At 38.3% G+C, this 17,939-nt stretch carries 20 protein-coding genes and 1 pseudogene; 15 read left to right on the forward strand and 6 right to left on the reverse strand.

What is annotated here, in order from left to right; translation table 11 throughout:
- Positions 1-28: 28 nt before the first annotated feature.
- From BN985_RS16195 to BN985_RS16215, 5 genes are all read left to right on the forward strand, one after another.
- Positions 29-532: a GrpB family protein gene (locus BN985_RS16195; protein WP_042224732.1), complete on the forward strand. Its 504-nt coding sequence runs from the start codon at positions 29-31 to the stop codon at positions 530-532.
- A gap of 200 nt (positions 533-732) precedes the next feature.
- The gene (locus tag BN985_RS16200; RefSeq protein WP_042224926.1) at positions 733-1,257 is read left to right on the forward strand and encodes a nucleotidyltransferase family protein; all 525 of its coding nucleotides are present in this window, start codon (positions 733-735) and stop codon (positions 1,255-1,257) included.
- Between the two features lie 347 nt (positions 1,258-1,604).
- Positions 1,605-3,434, forward strand: coding sequence for a MotA/TolQ/ExbB proton channel family protein (locus BN985_RS16205; protein WP_042224734.1), 1,830 nt, complete (start codon positions 1,605-1,607; stop codon positions 3,432-3,434).
- Complete coding sequence (locus tag BN985_RS16210; RefSeq protein ID WP_042224736.1) at positions 3,424-4,116, forward strand: OmpA family protein; 693 nt, start codon at positions 3,424-3,426, stop codon at positions 4,114-4,116. Before BN985_RS16205 ends, BN985_RS16210 begins: the two co-directional genes overlap by 11 nt.
- Before the next feature lie 170 nt (positions 4,117-4,286).
- Positions 4,287-4,853, forward strand: coding sequence for a 3D domain-containing protein (locus BN985_RS16215; protein ID WP_042224738.1), 567 nt, complete (start codon positions 4,287-4,289; stop codon positions 4,851-4,853).
- Positions 4,854-4,950: 97 nt separating this feature from the next.
- Here BN985_RS16215 and BN985_RS19595 read toward each other — a convergent pair whose 3' ends face one another.
- The 3 genes and pseudogenes from BN985_RS19595 to BN985_RS16225 form a co-directional block, all read right to left on the reverse strand.
- Positions 4,951-5,442, reverse strand: coding sequence for a methyl-accepting chemotaxis protein (locus BN985_RS19595; RefSeq protein ID WP_408634703.1), 492 nt, complete (start codon positions 5,440-5,442; stop codon positions 4,951-4,953).
- Between the two features lie 42 nt (positions 5,443-5,484).
- A pseudogene (locus BN985_RS19600) lies at positions 5,485-5,865 on the reverse strand (PAS domain-containing protein); the annotation flags it as partial.
- 305 nt (positions 5,866-6,170) lie between these two features.
- Complete coding sequence (locus BN985_RS16225) at positions 6,171-7,007, reverse strand: aldo/keto reductase (RefSeq protein WP_042224741.1); 837 nt, start codon at positions 7,005-7,007, stop codon at positions 6,171-6,173.
- A 229-nt stretch (positions 7,008-7,236) separates the two neighbouring features.
- Between BN985_RS16225 and BN985_RS16230 the strand changes: the two genes are divergently transcribed.
- From BN985_RS16230 to BN985_RS16240, 3 genes are all read left to right on the forward strand, one after another.
- Positions 7,237-8,016 carry a Cof-type HAD-IIB family hydrolase gene (locus BN985_RS16230; RefSeq protein WP_042224743.1) on the forward strand — a complete coding sequence of 260 codons (780 nt, stop codon included), beginning with the start codon at positions 7,237-7,239 and terminating at the stop codon, positions 8,014-8,016.
- 79 nt (positions 8,017-8,095) lie between these two features.
- Positions 8,096-8,614 (forward strand): DUF6886 family protein, encoded by a 519-nt coding sequence (locus BN985_RS16235; protein ID WP_042224745.1) that lies wholly within the window; start codon positions 8,096-8,098, stop codon positions 8,612-8,614.
- 16 nt (positions 8,615-8,630) lie between these two features.
- Complete coding sequence (locus BN985_RS16240) at positions 8,631-9,242, forward strand: HD domain-containing protein (RefSeq protein WP_042224746.1); 612 nt, start codon at positions 8,631-8,633, stop codon at positions 9,240-9,242.
- A 25-nt stretch (positions 9,243-9,267) separates the two neighbouring features.
- Here the strand turns inward: BN985_RS16240 and BN985_RS16245 are convergent, their stop codons facing one another.
- A complete protein-coding gene (locus BN985_RS16245; protein ID WP_042224748.1) occupies positions 9,268-9,888 on the reverse strand; it encodes a helix-turn-helix transcriptional regulator in 621 nt (206 codons plus the stop codon).
- Between the two features lie 145 nt (positions 9,889-10,033).
- Here BN985_RS16245 and BN985_RS16250 point away from each other — a divergent pair, with 145 nt between their 5' ends.
- Both BN985_RS16250 and BN985_RS16255 read left to right on the forward strand, forming a co-directional pair.
- A complete protein-coding gene (locus tag BN985_RS16250) occupies positions 10,034-10,654 on the forward strand; it encodes a superoxide dismutase (RefSeq protein ID WP_042224750.1) in 621 nt (206 codons plus the stop codon).
- Positions 10,655-10,887: 233 nt separating this feature from the next.
- Positions 10,888-11,433, forward strand: a complete 546-nt coding sequence (locus BN985_RS16255) for an NADPH-dependent FMN reductase (RefSeq protein ID WP_042224751.1) — start codon at positions 10,888-10,890, stop codon at positions 11,431-11,433.
- Between the two features lie 35 nt (positions 11,434-11,468).
- Here BN985_RS16255 and BN985_RS16260 read toward each other — a convergent pair whose 3' ends face one another.
- Positions 11,469-12,095: a metal-dependent hydrolase gene (locus BN985_RS16260; RefSeq protein ID WP_042224752.1), complete on the reverse strand. Its 627-nt coding sequence runs from the start codon at positions 12,093-12,095 to the stop codon at positions 11,469-11,471.
- A gap of 115 nt (positions 12,096-12,210) precedes the next feature.
- Between BN985_RS16260 and BN985_RS16265 the strand changes: the two genes are divergently transcribed.
- From BN985_RS16265 to BN985_RS16275, 3 genes are all read left to right on the forward strand, one after another.
- Positions 12,211-12,879, forward strand: a complete 669-nt coding sequence (locus BN985_RS16265; RefSeq protein WP_042224753.1) for a sirohydrochlorin chelatase — start codon at positions 12,211-12,213, stop codon at positions 12,877-12,879.
- A gap of 2 nt (positions 12,880-12,881) precedes the next feature.
- Positions 12,882-13,319, forward strand: a complete 438-nt coding sequence (locus tag BN985_RS16270; RefSeq protein ID WP_042224754.1) for an antibiotic biosynthesis monooxygenase family protein — start codon at positions 12,882-12,884, stop codon at positions 13,317-13,319.
- Positions 13,320-13,418: 99 nt separating this feature from the next.
- Positions 13,419-14,210, forward strand: a complete 792-nt coding sequence (locus BN985_RS16275; RefSeq protein WP_052360721.1) for an STAS domain-containing protein — start codon at positions 13,419-13,421, stop codon at positions 14,208-14,210.
- A gap of 175 nt (positions 14,211-14,385) precedes the next feature.
- On the opposite strand, the gene BN985_RS16280 is transcribed toward BN985_RS16275, so the two are convergent.
- Complete coding sequence (locus BN985_RS16280) at positions 14,386-15,303, reverse strand: MerR family transcriptional regulator (protein ID WP_042224758.1); 918 nt, start codon at positions 15,301-15,303, stop codon at positions 14,386-14,388.
- A 203-nt stretch (positions 15,304-15,506) separates the two neighbouring features.
- Here BN985_RS16280 and BN985_RS16285 point away from each other — a divergent pair, with 203 nt between their 5' ends.
- Positions 15,507-17,036: a phytoene desaturase family protein gene (locus BN985_RS16285; RefSeq protein WP_042224760.1), complete on the forward strand. Its 1,530-nt coding sequence runs from the start codon at positions 15,507-15,509 to the stop codon at positions 17,034-17,036.
- Positions 17,037-17,053: 17 nt separating this feature from the next.
- Complete coding sequence (locus BN985_RS16290; protein WP_042224761.1) at positions 17,054-17,926, forward strand: phytoene/squalene synthase family protein; 873 nt, start codon at positions 17,054-17,056, stop codon at positions 17,924-17,926.
- Positions 17,927-17,939 lie beyond the last annotated feature (13 nt).

Below are 17,939 nucleotides of genomic sequence, written 5' to 3' on the forward strand. Positions count from 1 at the left end.
CAAAATAAAACAAAGGGAGGAAAGAACGATGCTCGGATTGCCAAAAGGAGAGGTTTTCTTAGTACCTTGGACAGAGGACTGGGAAAGGGAATTTCTATACGAAAAAGAAAAGATCCAAGCTCTTATTAGCGAATATATCTTGGACGTTCATCACATTGGAAGCACGGCGGTCAAACATTTATGTGCGAAGCCTATACTTGATATTGCCATTGAGTTAAGGGACTTCAGTGGAGGGGACAATTGTATTTTTCCGCTTGAGTCGTTAGGTTATGCTTATAAAGGAACCAATATATTACCTGACAGGCATTACTTCAGTAAGGGCGAACCGCGGACCCACCAAATACATATGTACCAGACTGGAAGTAGTTATCTAAAGGAACAACTACAATTTAGAGACATATTAAGAAGTAATGCAATTGTAAGAAAAGATTATGAAAAGATAAAACAGAACCTTGCAAGTGAAAATAGACATAATAAACATAAGTATGCAGAAATGAAAACAGCATTTGTATCAACTGTTCTAGAAACTTGAAAGTAACTTTTCTAAGAGGGAACTATCAGTCCTATAAAAGCAAAAACCGACAGGATATCCTTGCTGTTTTTAATTCGTACACATAGAAAAAAACTAGAATAACTTCTACTATGATAGAATAAGAACAAGTGATCTATAGGAGGAGTGTAGCATTGAAAACGGAACAGGATATTATAAGACTTATCGAATCAGACGAAGAAATGATGCGCATTTTAAAAGCGGCCCAAAAGCTAGAGTTGCCCGATTGGTGGATTTGTGCAGGGTTTGTGCGCTCGAAAATTTGGGATACATTACATCAATTCAGGGAAAAAACCCCCATGCCTGATGTGGACGTTATCTATTTCGATAAAACCAACATAGAAGAAAAAGAAGAAAAGAGACTTGAGGAAAGATTAAGAGATTTGCTTCCTAATGTTCCTTGGTCTGTGAAAAACCAGGCAAGGATGCATATTGTGAACCAAGTTGAGCCCTATAAATCAAGTGAAAATGCAATTTCTAAATTTCCGGAAACTGCAACAGCAATTGGTGTGAAGTTAGATCAAAATAATCAAGTGAAACTCACAGCTCCTTGGGGGATTGAGGATGTATTAAATTTACAGGTGAAGCCGACTCCGTATTTTATGGAGACCAGCGCACTCGCGGCTATTTATGATGAAAGAGTGACAAAAAAAGAGTGGCAGTCTATTTGGCATAAGTTAGAAATATATTCAATTACAAGTGCTTAGTATGGTGCAGATAATTGGTTAGCCAATGTAGTAGGAGCCGATATAAAGAAGTATTTAATGCGTATAGATAATTATGTTTCGAGCATCCGCTAAACCGGAGGTATTCTATATGGAATAGGGCTTTTTACTTACTATAAGATCTTGTTAGAAAAATAATCAATATACGCCAACCATAGTCAGGAGGATGTTCCTCTCCTGGCTTTTTTGTATTATTTTGAGGTGTTTTCCAGAACAGCTAATTCCTTTCCTAACTTGTACACATGATTTTCTTTATTCTTGAATAGCAATAAAAGAAGAGGATGATTAGACAGAACCTAAAATATGTAAGATATAGGGAGGAAAATTAAATGGTGCAAGCCATTCTAGAAATGTTTACAAGTGAACAAAAGGCAGAAGCAATATTAGCTAACACAATGATAGAGGCTATTTTCATTCTATTGTTTGGTTTGTTCCTCATTGCCGTAATATTTCACATCACTTTATTTAGCAAGCTAAGAGGGATACGTAATTATGTGAAAAATACAGGGCGACTGGATGTTGAGCCATTACAAGGTTTTCAAGAACAATTCCATAAAAAGCAGGGAGAAGGCATAAAAGCTGAAACCTTCATACAGGAAAAGTTTTCAGGCTGGCGCATTTTTCAAGTGCCAGTTGTCAGCTTGGTGAAGATGATTCAAATGACCGTTTCTGTCTTCATTTTGCTAGGGGTTCTTGGAACATTTATCGGGCTCACTTCGTCTCTCGGGAGCATCAATATTGATGATAGTGACCTTGTTGAAGGTGTGGCAGGGGTGCTGGCAGGCATTGATGTAGCCTTTTACACAAGTATTGCAGGAATGGGATTTTCTTTAATTATGACGCTGCTTATTAAAATCATGAATACAGAATTTATGTTAACAGATATCATGCTCATCACAGAATCTAGTTTAGAAGGAGCAGAGCAGAATAGCATGGGTCGGTTAATACGTGTTTCTGAAACGATTAATAATTCGATTGTCAGTCTACAGGAGACGAATCAAAAATCCTTGCAAGGTATTGAGGCTTCTTTCACAGGCTTTAAGGAATATACGGCAGGGCTACAACAATCTGCCAAAGATCTGGCAGCTTTTAATGATGGGCTTTCTGAGAATTTAGAAGAATTTAAAGGGTTATTCCAACAAATGAAAGACGTAACAAATGGGTTCTCTGAGGGGACAAATAACCTCAATAAAAATTTCGATTCCTTATTTTCTTATTTTAAAAAGATGGATAGCAAAAATGATCGGATGGTAAAGGCTTTTGAAAGCACTTTTGAGAAAATGAAAGAAGCTTCAGACTCACAATTGAAGACATTACAGCACTTTGAATCCTCGGTGGGAGAAATCAAACAATTTACGTCATCCCTTTTGAGTGAGCAGGAAACGATGCATAAGTCTTTTGAAAGGATACAAGAAAAGAGCGGTGAATTAGTTGGTGCGATGGATAATCAAAATAAAGCTTTTCAAAGAGTTTTTGGGGAGGATCTATCAACTAAACTGTCTGGTGTTATGACATACCTTGGAGAGCTGTCTAAAGAATTTGATAAGATGGGAGCATCTATTGTTAAGCTACCAGATGCTTTAGAGGTTATTAACCAAACACAATCAGAGTACAAGCATCTTCTAGCAGACCGTTTTAATGAATTAAAAGAATTTAATCGGACCTTTAATCAGCATTTAAAAGACCATTCCAATCAGTCTAGTCAATTTGATAAACAGATGAAGGATGCTACGTACACGTTTGAACAGTTCGGAGTGAAAAATACCCAATTAATTCAAGAAATAAATACTATAATTAATCAAATGAACAGTGGGTTTCATCAGCGGGAAAATCAAATGGAGGCAAGTGTTGGAATATTAAAAGATACGCTATCAAGCTATGTTGGAAATTTAGAAGGCTCACTCGGCAATAAATTGGATAGTCTCTTGCAGAGTTTTGGGAGATATGTGGAGCGAACTAATGAAGCAATACGTAATGAATTTAAAGAAGTCCAGCGTATTACAGAAGCTACACATCAAAGCAATGGCCGGTTCATCCAACAAACATTGCAGGAGATTAGTAGAGAGCTTCAGTCAATAAATCAGCGGAGGGCCACACCTCCACAACAGCAGACAGGTAATTGGTCAAATGGAATAGGAATGAATCAAAATGAATTCTAAATATCAGCGTCTATTTAGAAATGAACAGGACGAGGGACACTTTTGGCCATCATTTACCGACCTGCTAACAACTATTCTACTTTGTTTTATGCTGATTTTTATATGTATGATGGTTATTAAATCTTTGCAAATTGAGGAAATGAAGGAAACACTCGATCAGATTATGGGAGTGCGTGCCAAGCTTGTAAGTGAATTGAAAGAAGAATTTAGTGATTCGTCGATGGGTGTTGAGGTTGATGAAAAAACTGGAGCAATTATATTTAATACGGAAATTCTATTTGATTACGGAAAAGATGAGTTAAAAGCCCAATCTTTTCAATTTCTTGATGAATTTGTACCAAAGTATTTAGATATTCTGCTGCAGAGTGGGTATGAGGAGTATATTGCTGAGATTATTATTGAAGGACACACAGATCGAGATGGGAGTTACTTATATAATTTGGAACTCTCACAAGCACGTGCCTATAGTGTTGCTGACTATATTATGAGTGAGGAATTCCCATATGAAAATATTCAGCAACATGTAGGTGAAAAGTTAACAGTAAACAGCAAATCCTATTCTGATCCTAGGACGGATGAAAATGGTGATTACAGTGCGAAAGACTCACGTAGAGTGGAGTTTAAATTTCGACTTAAAGATGAAGAAATCTTGGACAAAACCAGAGAGATCTTAGGGAATTAGACTATTTACCAATTTACTCAAATGTGCGTATAGTCATTCGTATACCCTCTAAAAGTTTACCTCCTACCTATTTCGGGTAAGCAATGAGTTGTATGGTGGTTTAGACCATCTAGGACAAATTACCTTAGCAACAAGACAAGGTTGGAGGGATTTATATTCGAAAGATATTAATGAGCGTTGCATTTATACTAATCTTTATTACATTCACGCTCGCGGGAAAAGTACAAGCTGATGAACAGCATATATTTACGATTTCTCATGTGAAGAACTTAATTGTGGAGAACAAAGAAACAGAAGTGATAACTCCACTTGTAGCCTCACAAAGTTTTATTGATAGTGCTGTAATTACACCGCTGAAATATAACTCAAATCAAAAGAAAGAAGAACCAGATAGGTATCTAGCTTCAGAGACTTATACTGTAACAGCTTATACTGCTGGCAAGGAGTCTACTGGAAAGTCACCAGACCATCCTTCATATGGTATTACAGCTTCCGGTAATCTTGTAAAAGAAAACGAAACATTAGCATGTCCAGTCTCACTTGACTTTGGAACTGAAGTGTATATACCTAAGCTAAATGAAACCTTTACTTGTGAGGATCGAGGTAGTGCAATTGTAGAAGGACGTCTAGACGTATATATAGAAGACCTTGAGGAAGCAATTCACTTTGGCGTGCAAGAGCTTGAAGTACAGATTATAGAGGATAAGAAGGATCGACAGTTTGTGTTTGACGGTTAAATAGGAGGACGTCCCTGAATGATATGCCATATCAGGGGCGTTTTTTTACAATTTAATCAAGAAACATAAAAAAGCCCCTAAGTCTGGGGCTTGATTACTATAACAATTCAGTAAATTGTTGAGCTTGTTTATCCAATTGTTTTGATGAATCGGTTAGGTCTTTAAAATCCTTTACTGTTGATTGGACTTTCACTTGACCTTCCATAATATGTTCTTGAACATCCTGTGTTCCAGCACTTATAGTGTTAATTTCAGATGTGATGCTTTCGATGTTATCACGAATTTGGGTAATGGATTTTTCCACATTATTAGATAGCTTACGTACCTCTTGTGCTACAACATTAAACCCTCTACCATGTTCTCCGGCTCTTGCTGCTTCAATTGCAGCGTTTAAAGCAAGTAGATTCGTTTGAGAAGCGATAGCTTTTACGGTTTTAACAATTTCTTGAATTGATTGTGTTTCTTTCTGTAGTTGTTCTAGATTCGCAGTGTTTTTTCCAGATACTTTTGTAATGCTATCAATCAATGCTAAGAGGTCCTCTGAGCGCTCAATACCGGCTGAAGCTTTTGAATTTAAATTAGCAGACATAAGGTTTAGTTGATCTCCAACATCTGTAATCGTTTTGTGGCGATCTGTAATATCTGTTGCTACTTTAGATACACCAATAATTCTCGTTCGCTCCTCATTATAAATAGGCATATACGTTGCCTCCAACCAAACACGTTTATTACCTTTTCCTTTTCGTTCAATCTTATCTTGAAAGCTTCTCCCTTTCAGGATGTTATTCCAGAAGCGCTTATAATCAGGACTATTGGCGAATTCAGGGAAGCAAAGTTCTTTGTGATGCATTCCTAGCATTTCACTTGTCGTATAGCCTACTGTTTTTGCAAATACATCATTTACATAGGCAACACGGTAATCGAGTCCGAACCTTATAATTGCTAAATTTTCCTCAATTGCTTTGACTACATGCATGTCATTTACTTGCTCTGTTTCTGTAGTATGTAACATTCATTTTCCTCCTCATTGCGGCTACTGTTAAAAATTTGCATACATTTCAAATAAGGGAAGTATGGTATAACAGTCCACGAAAAAAGAGGGGGATCCTTATTTTTAGCGTATTCTATTTTCCGAGAGCCGAACTAGTAATTTACTTATTACTTTTGACCTAGTCCCTTTTCCCTGATTTTGAATTAAATAAACCTGAATTAAAAATAAAAAGTCTAATTACATTATATTACCTAATCCTTAACAATTTCTATACACAAAAAAGCGCCATTCCTAAGAATAGCGCTTTGTTTTTTATGTTTTCTTATTTAAAATTCCTCATAGACAGCAGGATCTTGATCCTTTAATCTACCATCCGCACGTGTTAGCTGTGAAATAGTAGTCATTTCGGAATCACTTAATGTGAAATCAAAGATTGAGATGTTCTCAAGCTGTCTGGCTGGTGAAGCTGACTTTGGAATTGAAATGGATCCTAACTGATGATGCCAACGCAATATTACTTGCGAAATGGTCTTTTGATGCTTTTCTGCTATTTTACCAATGGTTTCATTCTCTAACACGGTACTAGCTCTACCCAGTGGACTCCAAGACTCTGTTTTTACATTATGCTTCTCATGCCACTTACGCTGATCCTCTTGATTAAAGTACGGATGCAGCTCAATTTGATTCATGCTCGGCAAGACTCCCGTTTCTTTTTCAAGGCGTTCTAAATGTTCGGGAAGAAAGTTACAGACACCAATGGATCGTATTAACCCCCACTTTTTTGCGTCAATTAAGGCTTGCCATGCTTCTACATAAAGATCTTGTTTAGGATTTGGCCAATGAATTAAGTATATATCATAGTAATCTAGGTTTGCTCGGTAGAGGGACTCTTGAATAGTCGATACAGCTTTATCATAGGGTTGATAGCGTCCCGGCAGTTTAGATGTTATTCGTAATTGTTCTCTTGGTATAGCACTCCGGCGAACAGCTTCCCCGACGGTTCCCTCATTTTCATAGTTATACGCTGTATCAATTAGCCTATAGCCAGTTTGGATGGCACTTGTAATCGCATTTACCCCTGAGTTACCGTTAAGCTTATACGTACCAAACCCGATTTCTGGCACAGTGAGTCCGTCATTTAAGGTTATTTCTGGTATATGCATCTTCTTCGCTCCCTCTTATTAAATTTACCTACGAGAAGATAATTAAAGTACCTTTCTCTTCTAGTAGCATCCTCTTGTAATTAAGGTTATCACTATCTAGTAAAATGGTACAATAAAATAGATTGAAAATAACTACGATTTAGGAGTAATTACTTGACTTGAAAACCCTTCCATAGGCTATGCTAGGTGTTGTGAAAATAATATATGTGAATAGTTGGAGGGACGAATCATGTCAGAGAAACATATGGTATTTTTTGATATAGATGGAACGCTTCTTAATGAAGAAAAGGAGCTGCCTAAGAGTACCAAGGAAGCAATTATGGCATTAAAAGAAGCGGGGCATGAAGTGGCAATCGCTACTGGAAGAGCACCATTCTTTTTCAAATCATTGCGTGAAGAGTTAGGAATTAATACATATGTATGCTTCAACGGGCAATATGTAGTTTTTCAAGGTAAGGTTATTCATCGTAACCCATTAAATAAAGAATTATTGGAAGACTTATCAAAAGTATCACTTGCAAATGAAAATCCGATTGTTTTTATGGGGCAAGAAGAAATGAAAGCAAACGTCCCTGAGCATGCTGCAATTAAGGAAGGTCTAAATTCTCTTAAAATAGACGTGAGTCTAGGGCATGATCCGAAATATAATCAAGGCAGAGACATATTTCAATGCTTGTTGTTCTGTGAGGAAGGCGAGGAGGAATTTTACGAGGAAAAGTATAGTGCATTTAACTTCGTTCGTTGGCATCCAAGGTCTGTGGATGTTGTCCCTTTTGAAGGCTCAAAAGCTGTAGGGATAAGGAAAGTTACCGATCTTCTTGATATAAGACAAGAGAACATCGTTGCGTTTGGAGATTCGTTAAACGATTTAGAAATGTTGACCGAAATCCCCAAAAGTGTAGCAATGGGAGACGGCCATCCTCGAGCTAAGCAGGCAGCAAAATATGAAACTGCAGCTGTAGATGATGATGGAATTTTAAAAGGCTTAAAAATGCTAGATCTATTATAATGAAGGGAGGGCGTATTCTATGAATACGCTCTTCTTTAAATGAGCAGCTACTATACAAATTTAAATGGAGATGATGGAGTTGAGATTGTTCCATGTAAGTGAGGAAAGCAATATTGACGTGTTTCATCCGAGGATTCCAGAGAGGGGTGACTTGGATAAAAATAAGCCGTTAGTTTGGGCGGTTGATGAAAACTGTCTCGCAAATTTTCTAACACCTAGGAATTGTCCAAGGGTCTGCTTCCAAATCTCTCCAAAAACAACCATTGAAGATAGAAAAGCCTACCTAAAGTTATCGAATCACGTAGTGGCAGTGGAAAAGGCATGGTTACAGCGAATTAACGAGACTACCCTTTACTTATATGAATTTGGGAGTGAAGGTTTCAAATTGCAAGATGAGTCTGCTGGTTACTACGTTAGCGAAATTATACAAACTCCAAGTAGAAAAATTGTAATAGAAGATATCGTTCATGTTCTTTCGAAGTACAATGTCGAACTGCGTAAATTGGAACGACTTTGGGAACTACATGACAACATAATTAACTCTTCATTTCGTTGGTCAATGTGTCGGATGCGTTTTGCTCAGCCAAGGGAAGTGTAAAGAAGGGGAAATGGGAATGCAAGAGAAGTTGAAAGATGTAATGCAGGTAATAAAGCTTGCTGAAAAACTAAAATATGAACTCCGTCACAGTTGGCTTAGCAATGGTAGACGGGAGAGCGTGGCAGAACATACATGGCGACTATCCTTAATGGCAATGCTAATTGAGCCATTAATGGAAGAAAAGCTGGATACAGCAAAGCTGTTGAAAATGATTATTATTCATGATCTCGTTGAGGCAGAAGCAACCGATGTGCCGGCGTTTGATACACTGGATAATGAGGAAGTAAAAGCATTAAAACAAGCTCGGGAGTTAGAGGCAATTGATCATCTCCGAGACATGCTTCCTCATGAATTAGGACTAGAAGTACACCAATTGTGGATAGAGTTTGAAGCTAAAGAGACGCTAGAAGCAAAAACTGCTAACGCACTTGATAAGCTTGAAGCGCAAATTCAGCATAACGAAGCTTCCATTGACACATGGCTTCCGGTAGAACATAGAATGAGCTTTATGCTTGGAAAACATGCAGACTTTCACCCCGTTCTAAAGGAATTAAAGGAACAAATTGAAGGGGAAGCAGATGAAAAACTGAGAGAAGCAGGAATCGAAACAGCTACTCTAAAAGCATAAAAGAAGGGAATGCCCTGTGTGGAGTTTAAAAGCTAATTTGAAACCTGCAATGGTCATTCCCTTCCGTTTTACAGCTTGTCCGTTTGACGTTTTCTGTTTGTAAGACATTTTTAAACATGGAAGTTTCACATTTACATGCCACTTTGTATTCTTTTGCAACAGCCATTATCGGACAATTGTACTCGATGAGCTCGTAATTGTTATCATCTTTCATGGTAATTTCAGCCATATATCCTTTTTCATTTTGAATAGTCTGAATTTCCCGCATTCTCTCCTGAGGCGATTTTTTCTGCATACGTAAAGTATATTCCTTCGTCAGACGTTTTTCCCTGTTTTGGAACAGCTGTTCAACGGATTTGTTGCCATAAAGTGCTTGTATGTCTTGTAAAAATTCTACACTCAACCCTTCATAGCTTTTAGGGAAAAGCAGCTCTCCTTTCGCTGACAAAGTATAGCTTTGGACAGGCCTTCCCATTGGCTGCCTGATTTCTTCCGTCACGATAAGGTCATCCTTTTCCATAACCGATAGATGTTTCCTAACAGCCATGTCGGTAATTTCTAGGTGTTCGGACAAGGCCCCAACCGTCATTCGAACTTCTCTTTTCAAAAGATCAAGAATTTTATCCTTGGTTGTTTTTAGTTGCATCGTGCCACCTCCTTAAGTTTCTTATATTTAATCCCTTCAAGCATTTTAGTTGCGATGCCAATTTGAATAGGGTACGCTTTATCTAAAGTTATTATACTTTATAGTATAAAAAGTATAAACTATTTCGATTAGGGAGGAAAGTAACATGGCTAAATTTGAATTACCTGCACTACCTTATTCACACGACGCACTTGAACCTTATATTGATGCAAAAACAATGGAGATACATCACGGAAAACATCATCAAACATATGTAACCAAACTAAATGGCGCCTTGGAAGGGCATCAAGACCTGCAGGGTAAATCGTTAGAAGCATTGCTTTCTAACCTTGAGGATTTGCCTCAAGAAATACGAACAGCGGTAAGGAATAATGGTGGCGGTCATTTAAACCATACTTTATTCTGGGAGATTATTGCCCCATCTAAAGAAGCGTCAGCCCCAGAAGGAAAACTTGCAGAGGCAATGAACGATGCTTTCGGAAGTATCAGCAGCTTCGAGCAAAAATTTGCAGATGCAGCTACTACACGATTTGGATCAGGATGGGCTTGGCTTGTTGTGAACTCAAATAATCAACTGGAAATTATGAGCACTCCAAATCAGGATAGTCCTGTTATGGAAGGTAAAACACCAATTCTCGGCCTTGACGTATGGGAACATGCTTACTATCTAACATATCAAAACAGAAGGCCTGAATACATTGAAAACTTCTTTAATATTATTGACTGGCAAGCAGTAGCCACAAAGTTTGAAGCAGCTACAAAATAAAGTGAAACGTCAATCAGTGGGGTGGGCGTTCTACTCCCACTAGCTGTTAGTTGAACGAATCTGGGTGTTAGCGTCCGTGTACTCCCACTAAAAACTAACTGTTTCACTTCATGTTTTGAGGTGGGAGTCTTACGGACGGTTGCACTGGATAAACATACTATAGAATAAGGTGTTAACATGCACCTTACTCTGTACATATGCTTTACAAGAAACGACGACAGGAGGGGTACACGTTGAAGCTTACAGGAATATCCGGTTCTGTGGTAGGTGAAAAAACGTCACAGGCAGTACATGATGTGTTAATGACAGCTAAGAGACTTGATCCATCGCTTGAAATTGAACTAATTGATTTAAAGGAATACGATGTAGAAATGGTACGGGGGTTTCCGCTAGCAGGATATAATCAAGACACTTGGGATGTTGTAAACAAAATCACGACAGCCGATGCTCTTGTGATTGGTTCACCAATTTACCAAGCATCGATTTCTGGAGTACTCAAAAATTTATTTGATCACTTACCTGTCGATGCATTTAAATCAAAGGTTACGGCAATGGTTACAACAGGAGGGGTCGAAAAACACTTTCTTGTCTCCGAATATCAGTTAAAGCCTATTCTTTCCTATTTAAAAGGAATGGTGCCAACATACAGTGTTTTCGTTCATAATGATGACTTTAATGATGACAATGAAATTACAAATCCCATAGTAAATGAACGAATATCAAAACTTTCTAAGGAAATACTCCAGCTTCATAAGGCCATACAACATAATAAGGGCTGATCCGTCAGAGATCAGCCTTTTTTCTTTAACTTATTTTAAAATTCTTTTGAAGAAAGAGGCAAGAATAGCTTAACTCCTCTTTTATTAAAAGGGAGAAATTTACTGTCTGTTAGTAGATGGCTTATATAGCCTGCCAGACAAGTATTTTGAACACCAATTAGTCCTGTTGACAACTCTAATCGATAGGCAATGTATCCAACGAAAACTACTCCAAGTAACGAATGCGTATAGCTGCGGTGCGAGACTACTGAAGCGATAAGTATAAAAATACCAAGTAAAAATAACCAGGTCTCCTGTAAAGATAGACCAACCGCAATCACAGCAACCCCTGTCAGTGTCAGCATATGCTTTTGTTTTATAAAGGAGGCGAATACGAAAAGTAAAAGCCCGATGCCCAATCCAATGTATTGGTTTGTGCCATTGCCTTCATACACACTGTAAGCAACCATTAAAATACCAATTAGCTGGGCAACAGATTGAAACAGTTTATGAGAAAGCGTTATTCTCCCGCGCAACTTTCCGTCAATATCAAGGTCTGGGAGTAAGCCAGCTACGACTCCTATACTCACAAGGATAGCAGTTTCGGTTGGTGTAGCCGTATAAGAGTTTGCTACGATAAATCCTGTTGCTGCTCCAACAGCAGCGTGTGCAGTTCCGTTCATGTTGTGTATCCCTTCTTTATGTAAATTATCCCACCACATAGTTTACAACAAAATGTATGTTCTGTTTAGTAAAAGATAAAATAAGGAAAACAGATCTATAGAGAGGAGGAGCTAATTGGAAAAAATAAAGCTACTCGTCTATCATGGCTCGCGTGATGAAACAAAAAATAATTCTTTCCTAGAAATGGTCAATCGGCTGCAGGAAAAGGTTCAGGAACCCGTGTTAGGGTGCTTTTTGGAATTTGGGTCTCCATTGTGGGAGAATGTAATAGCCCAATATGCAAAAGGTTACCAAGTTACAGTCATTCCATTATTCTTTTTGAAAGGTAAGCATTATGAAGAAGATTTAAAAGATGTAATGCTCCAAGCTGACTCACCAGTGGACATATTGCCACCTTTAGTAGAAGATGATCACTTCAAAGAATTTATACAACGAAGCTATGATATAAAAAAACCTTTCATCCTTGCAGCCCATGGTTCCGCTCAATGTGAGGCTAAGCAGGCTCTCTGTGCAATGGCTAAAAGGCTTGGTGAGAAAAATGGGATGCCTTGGCATGTCGTCATGTTGGCGGAAGATGGCGCACAAGAAAAACTAGTTAATTTTCAGGAGAAGTATGGAAGTGTGACAATGTTGCCTCTCACGTTCGGTAAGGGAAAGGTTTATCATGAACTAAAATCTCTAGCAAGTTCTAACACTAATTTTCATATGATGGATCCTCCATCGTTTAATCAGAGCATAGAAAGATATATACTAAATAAAATAATGATTTTGGAAGGAAGTTAAGAATGAACCTAACCATACAGCATTTAGAAAATGATGATCCAATTGTACTATCGGTAGTGGAAACGGGCTTAAAGGTAGGAGAAAAAGAATACGAGATAATTGACCAATCTGGTGAGCTGAAGGAAAACGCGATTTATGTATTAAATTATGTACCTGTTAATCATGAAGCAAAAGAAAGGTTTGAAATGCGCTTCCTTAGTCGCCCTAAGCTAATTGAAAAAGAGGCTGGTTTTATATCTATTCGCGTTCTGCGACCGAAGACAGACGATACGTATCTAATTCTCAGTCAGTGGGAAACAGTGGAAGCATTTCGAGATTGGCAAAGCTCAAAAGCCTATCAGCATGCACATAAAAAAAGAGGAACAAAGGAAGGGCTTGACAAAGAAAAGGGTGTACTGAGTGGGAAGCCTTATCATCATCTTTACAAGACGAAGAGATAGATCCCTATCGTATAAGTCTACAGAATCATAGACAATTTAACAATTGTTCGATAATATGATAGATAAGAGGGTACTATAATTATAGAGGTGGAGCCAAGCGTGACTAAAAATATTCAAAGTAGACAATATCTAATTGAACAAGCACTTAATTATACAGGAGTTGGCTTGATTATTACAGACCCGACGATCGAGGATAACCCGATTGTGTTTGCCAATCAAGGCTTTTACAAACTAACGGGATATTCAGAAAGTGAAGTAATTGGTAGCAACTGTCGTTTTTTGCAGGGAGAAGAAACAGATGAGACTAACCTGCAGGCATTACGAGATGCAATTTTGGAAGAAAAGCAGATTACTGTACAATTATACAATTACAGAAAAGATGGAACTGGCTTCTGGAATGAGTTATCAATTGATCCTATGTGGGTTGAGGAAGATCAGAAGACCTATTTTGTTGGGGTGCAAAAGGACGTCACCAAAGATAAAAAGAATGAGAGACTGCTTGCCCAACATTTATTAGAAATTGAACGAATTTCGACACCAATTGTTCCAGTACATGACAATGCTTCGGTGCTTCCCTTAATAGGAACAATGGGAGAAGAACGATTGGATACTATTATGAAATCCGTATCAAATTACCTAGAGGATTCTGACCAAGATTATTTAATTATAGATCTTTCAGGCTTGTATGAAGTTGATAGAAATACTGTAGCCAGATTTTTAAAAATTCACCAATTTATATCCCTTATGGGTAAACAGCTGCTCGTTGCGGGGATCCGCCCAGACATGGCAGTACAGACTGCCACTATTCAGGATAAATTTAGAAATATGAAGACTTTCAAAAGTGTGCAAACGGCCATGGAATATATTGCCCGGGCAGCGGAAGATAAATAGCGTAACTTGAACCCCCATTTTTAAAAAATGGGGGTTCTTCATAATAAAATAAGGAGAAGAGAAAACAAATCTTGTTTTTGCTGCTAGCTTTGTAGTTGCATTTCCCTTCGAATAGGTATGAAAGCGGGAGGTCTGTTTGTTTGCTCCCTTGTTTCCTTTAAGCATAATCATAATGCTATTTGGGATTTGGAAAAGCTGTCCTGCTTGATGGTTGTAATGCAACCACATCCTCTACACGATCCGTTACACTTATATGGCGAAGTTGTTTATTCCCTAAAAAAGAAATAGCACCTTGACCACCAAGATAAAAAGAAGTCTCGTGGTATCTTCCAGCAAAGTTGTCTAACGTTTTAAGTAGCTCAGGGTTCTGTTCAAACGGGATAGTGGTCGTAGCAGATAACAGAACGCGTTTTGGCTGAAAACGACAAACCAAGGCTTCAATTGAACCAGGGGCTGGAGAGGAGCCAATTAGCTTTGTTTTCCATCCTTTCATCAAACATTGAAGTAATATGATATGAACTGGCACTTCATGTAGCTCTCCTGGCAGACAAGCACCAAGTATTAGAGGTGCGTTTTCGTCACATTGAAAGTTGTTCCTTACTTCCACTAGAAAGTCACGGACAACTAAACTTGTCACCGATTCTTGGAAAGCTTCCCATTCCCCGCGTTCCCATTTATTTCCCACCTCAACTAAAAAGGGTATGACAATTTTCTTTAGAAAATAATCCAACCCATGATAATGATACGCCTGCCGTAATATACGGTTCAAAGCTAGGTCATCACAGTTTTCCCCTGATTTCAGCAAATCCGTGATAAGCATATCCCTATTGTTTGTAGGTTGATAGTTTTGTGTAGCTCTTTCTCTATGCACTCTATTTACAGCTTGCTGTATACTTTCACCCTTTTGCTGATAATCTTTAATTTTTAGTAATGTATGGATGTCATCCTGGCTGTACACTCGATATCCGTTTTCCTTCCTTTTTGGTTCCAGTGAACGGTACCTATCCTCCCATTTCCGGATTACTTGCTTTGAAAGCCCGGTGAGTTCTGCAACTTCTTTTATGTAATACTGCCTATATGTGTGTGTACTCATTTCCTCAACATCCCCCACTGTATAACTTGTCTAACGTTGGTAACAAAGATTAGACACTATTAAAGAACCCTTCCCTTATTTCAATTGTTTGTAACCTGGAATTGTTGGGTATAGAAGGGTACAAGCAAGATAGAAAAGAAATACAGAAGTTGTACAACGTTCTGTGCAAATGCACATTATCAGCATCAGGGGGAGAGAAATAGATGAATAGAAAACGTGTCAGTGTAATAGGAGCGGGAGTAGCCGGACTGGCAAGTGCAATCCGCTTGCAACATGCAGGCTACGACGTAGACCTATATGAAAAAGAAGCCATACCAGGTGGTAAAATGCACAAGATTGAGAAGGATGGCTACAAGTTTGACTTAGGTCCAAGCATTGTAATGATGCCAGAGCTCTATCAGGAAGTCTTTGAGCTTGTTGGACGGGATCCTGAGGACTATATTCCCATGGAGAGACTTGATCCCATGTACTCCGTGTTTTTTGGGAAGGATGCCGAAGAGCGCTATGACATATCATCAGATCTTATTGAACTTATGAAAACACTCGAAGAAATTAGTGATGAGGATGCGGAGGGCTTTCTAACATATTTAAAAAAAATATATGAACGTTTCCTTGTAGCAAAAAATCATTTTATACAACGGCCTTTCCGACAAGCGAAAGACTTTTATAATCCTTTTATGCTGCGGCAGGCTCTAAAATTAAAAACGTTTGATACTGCCGACCAATTTGTCGGGAAGTATATAAAAAATGAACGGCTCAAACAGATGATTAGTTTTCAAACTCTTTATATTGGTGTCTCCCCCTTTAATGGCCCTTCCTTATATACCATGATACCTATGATTGAAATGCTTTATGGCGTTTGGTTTATTAAAGGTGGCATACATACAATGGCTACAGCTATGGAAAGGCTCTTTCTAGAACTTGGAGGATCTGTTCATTACAATTCTACGGTCGATGAGATTGTTATTGAAAACCAGATAGCCAAGGGCATACGAATAGGAGATCACTTTATTCCTTCAGATTATGTTATGTGTAATGCTGATTTTCCATATGCGATGAAGCATTTAGTTCAGGAGACGAAAGCAAAAGGGAAGTATACCGACAAAAAGATTGATAGTATGAAATATTCTTGCTCCTGTTTCATTATGTACCTTGGAATGGATCGAAAATATGAAACGGTCGATCAAGTGCATAATTTTATGTTCAGTGAAGGTTTTGAAGATAATTTAAATGCTATATTCGACGGGAAGCTACTAGAGGACCCTTCCTTTTATGTCTATATTGGTTCCAAAATGGATCCTACGCTTGCACCTGAAGGAAAAGACGGATTGTATGTACTTGTCCCAGTGTCAGATCTATCTACTTCAGAGTATGAGTGGAATGATGAAACAATAGATTATTATCGTAGTAAAGTTTTAAATCGAATGAAAAAAGTGAAGGGATTTGAAAAAATTGAAGAGGAAATTGTATCGGAATCATATATGACCCCTCCCGATTTTGCCTCTAAATTTAATGCCTACAATGGCGCTTGTTTTGGATTACAACCAACTCTCGCGCAGAGCAATCATATGCGACCACAAAGTAAAGCAAAGAATTGTGAGAACTTATATTTTACTGGAAGCAGTACCCATCCTGGAGCCGGTGTGCCGATAGTGTTACTATCTGCAAAAATTGCTACAGAGGAATTGCAGCTTGATGATCATGAGAAAAAAGCAAAGCACGAGGTTTCGTGAAAATAGGAGGATCAAGCATGAAGGTTAAGAACCTAAATCGTTTAGAAGAGGATTATCGCTACTGTGAGGATATTATTAAAAGACATTCCAAGAGCTTTTACTATGCTTTTAAGCGGCTCCCTGAACAGAAGGCAAGAGCAGTTTTTGCTATCTACGCATTTTGTCGGTTGGCTGATGATAGTGTTGACAATTCTTCAACGAAAGAAGAGCAAGAGTTAGCATTGAACGGATTAACACAAGATCTATATTTGTTCGAACAATACGAGGAAAAAGATCATCCCTTATGGCGTGCACTTCGTGACGTGTTCAATCGGTATGATATGTCATTACAGCCCTTTTATGATCAATTATTTGGCCAAAGGATGGACATTTACTTCCGTGCCCCTGAGACAATGGAGGAAGTGGAGGAGTACAGTTACTATGTAGCAGGGTCAGTAGGATTAATGTTGTTACCTATTATTGCTTCAGAAGCTGAGGTAGACCTCCGTGAGCATTCTGTTAACCTGGGGATAGCGATGCAACTAACGAATATGCTCCGGGATGTTGGAGAAGATTATTTCGAAAATGAGCGTATTTATTTGCCAATGTTAGAATTAGAGGAGGAAGGGTACACAACTAAGGAATTGAATCAACGGCAAATAAATTCAAGTTTTATTCGAGTTTGGGAGAAAATGGCTGTACGGGCCGAAGAGTTATATGATATTTTTTCAGAAGAGATCCTTCATTTTGATGAGGACAGTCAGTTTCCCGTTTTATTATCTGCTGAGATTTACCGTGGTATTATTCAGGCGGTCCGGGATCATCACTATGATTGTCTAAAGAGGCGTAACTATGTTTCACCTATAGTAATGAAGCGAATTTACCAAGAGATAAAAGGAAAAGTTGGATAAGGACGGTGCACAT

Origin of the sequence: Oceanobacillus manasiensis, from assembly GCF_000724085.1 — a bacterium.
Lineage (GTDB): Bacteria > Bacillota > Bacilli > Bacillales > Amphibacillaceae > Oceanobacillus_B > Oceanobacillus_B manasiensis.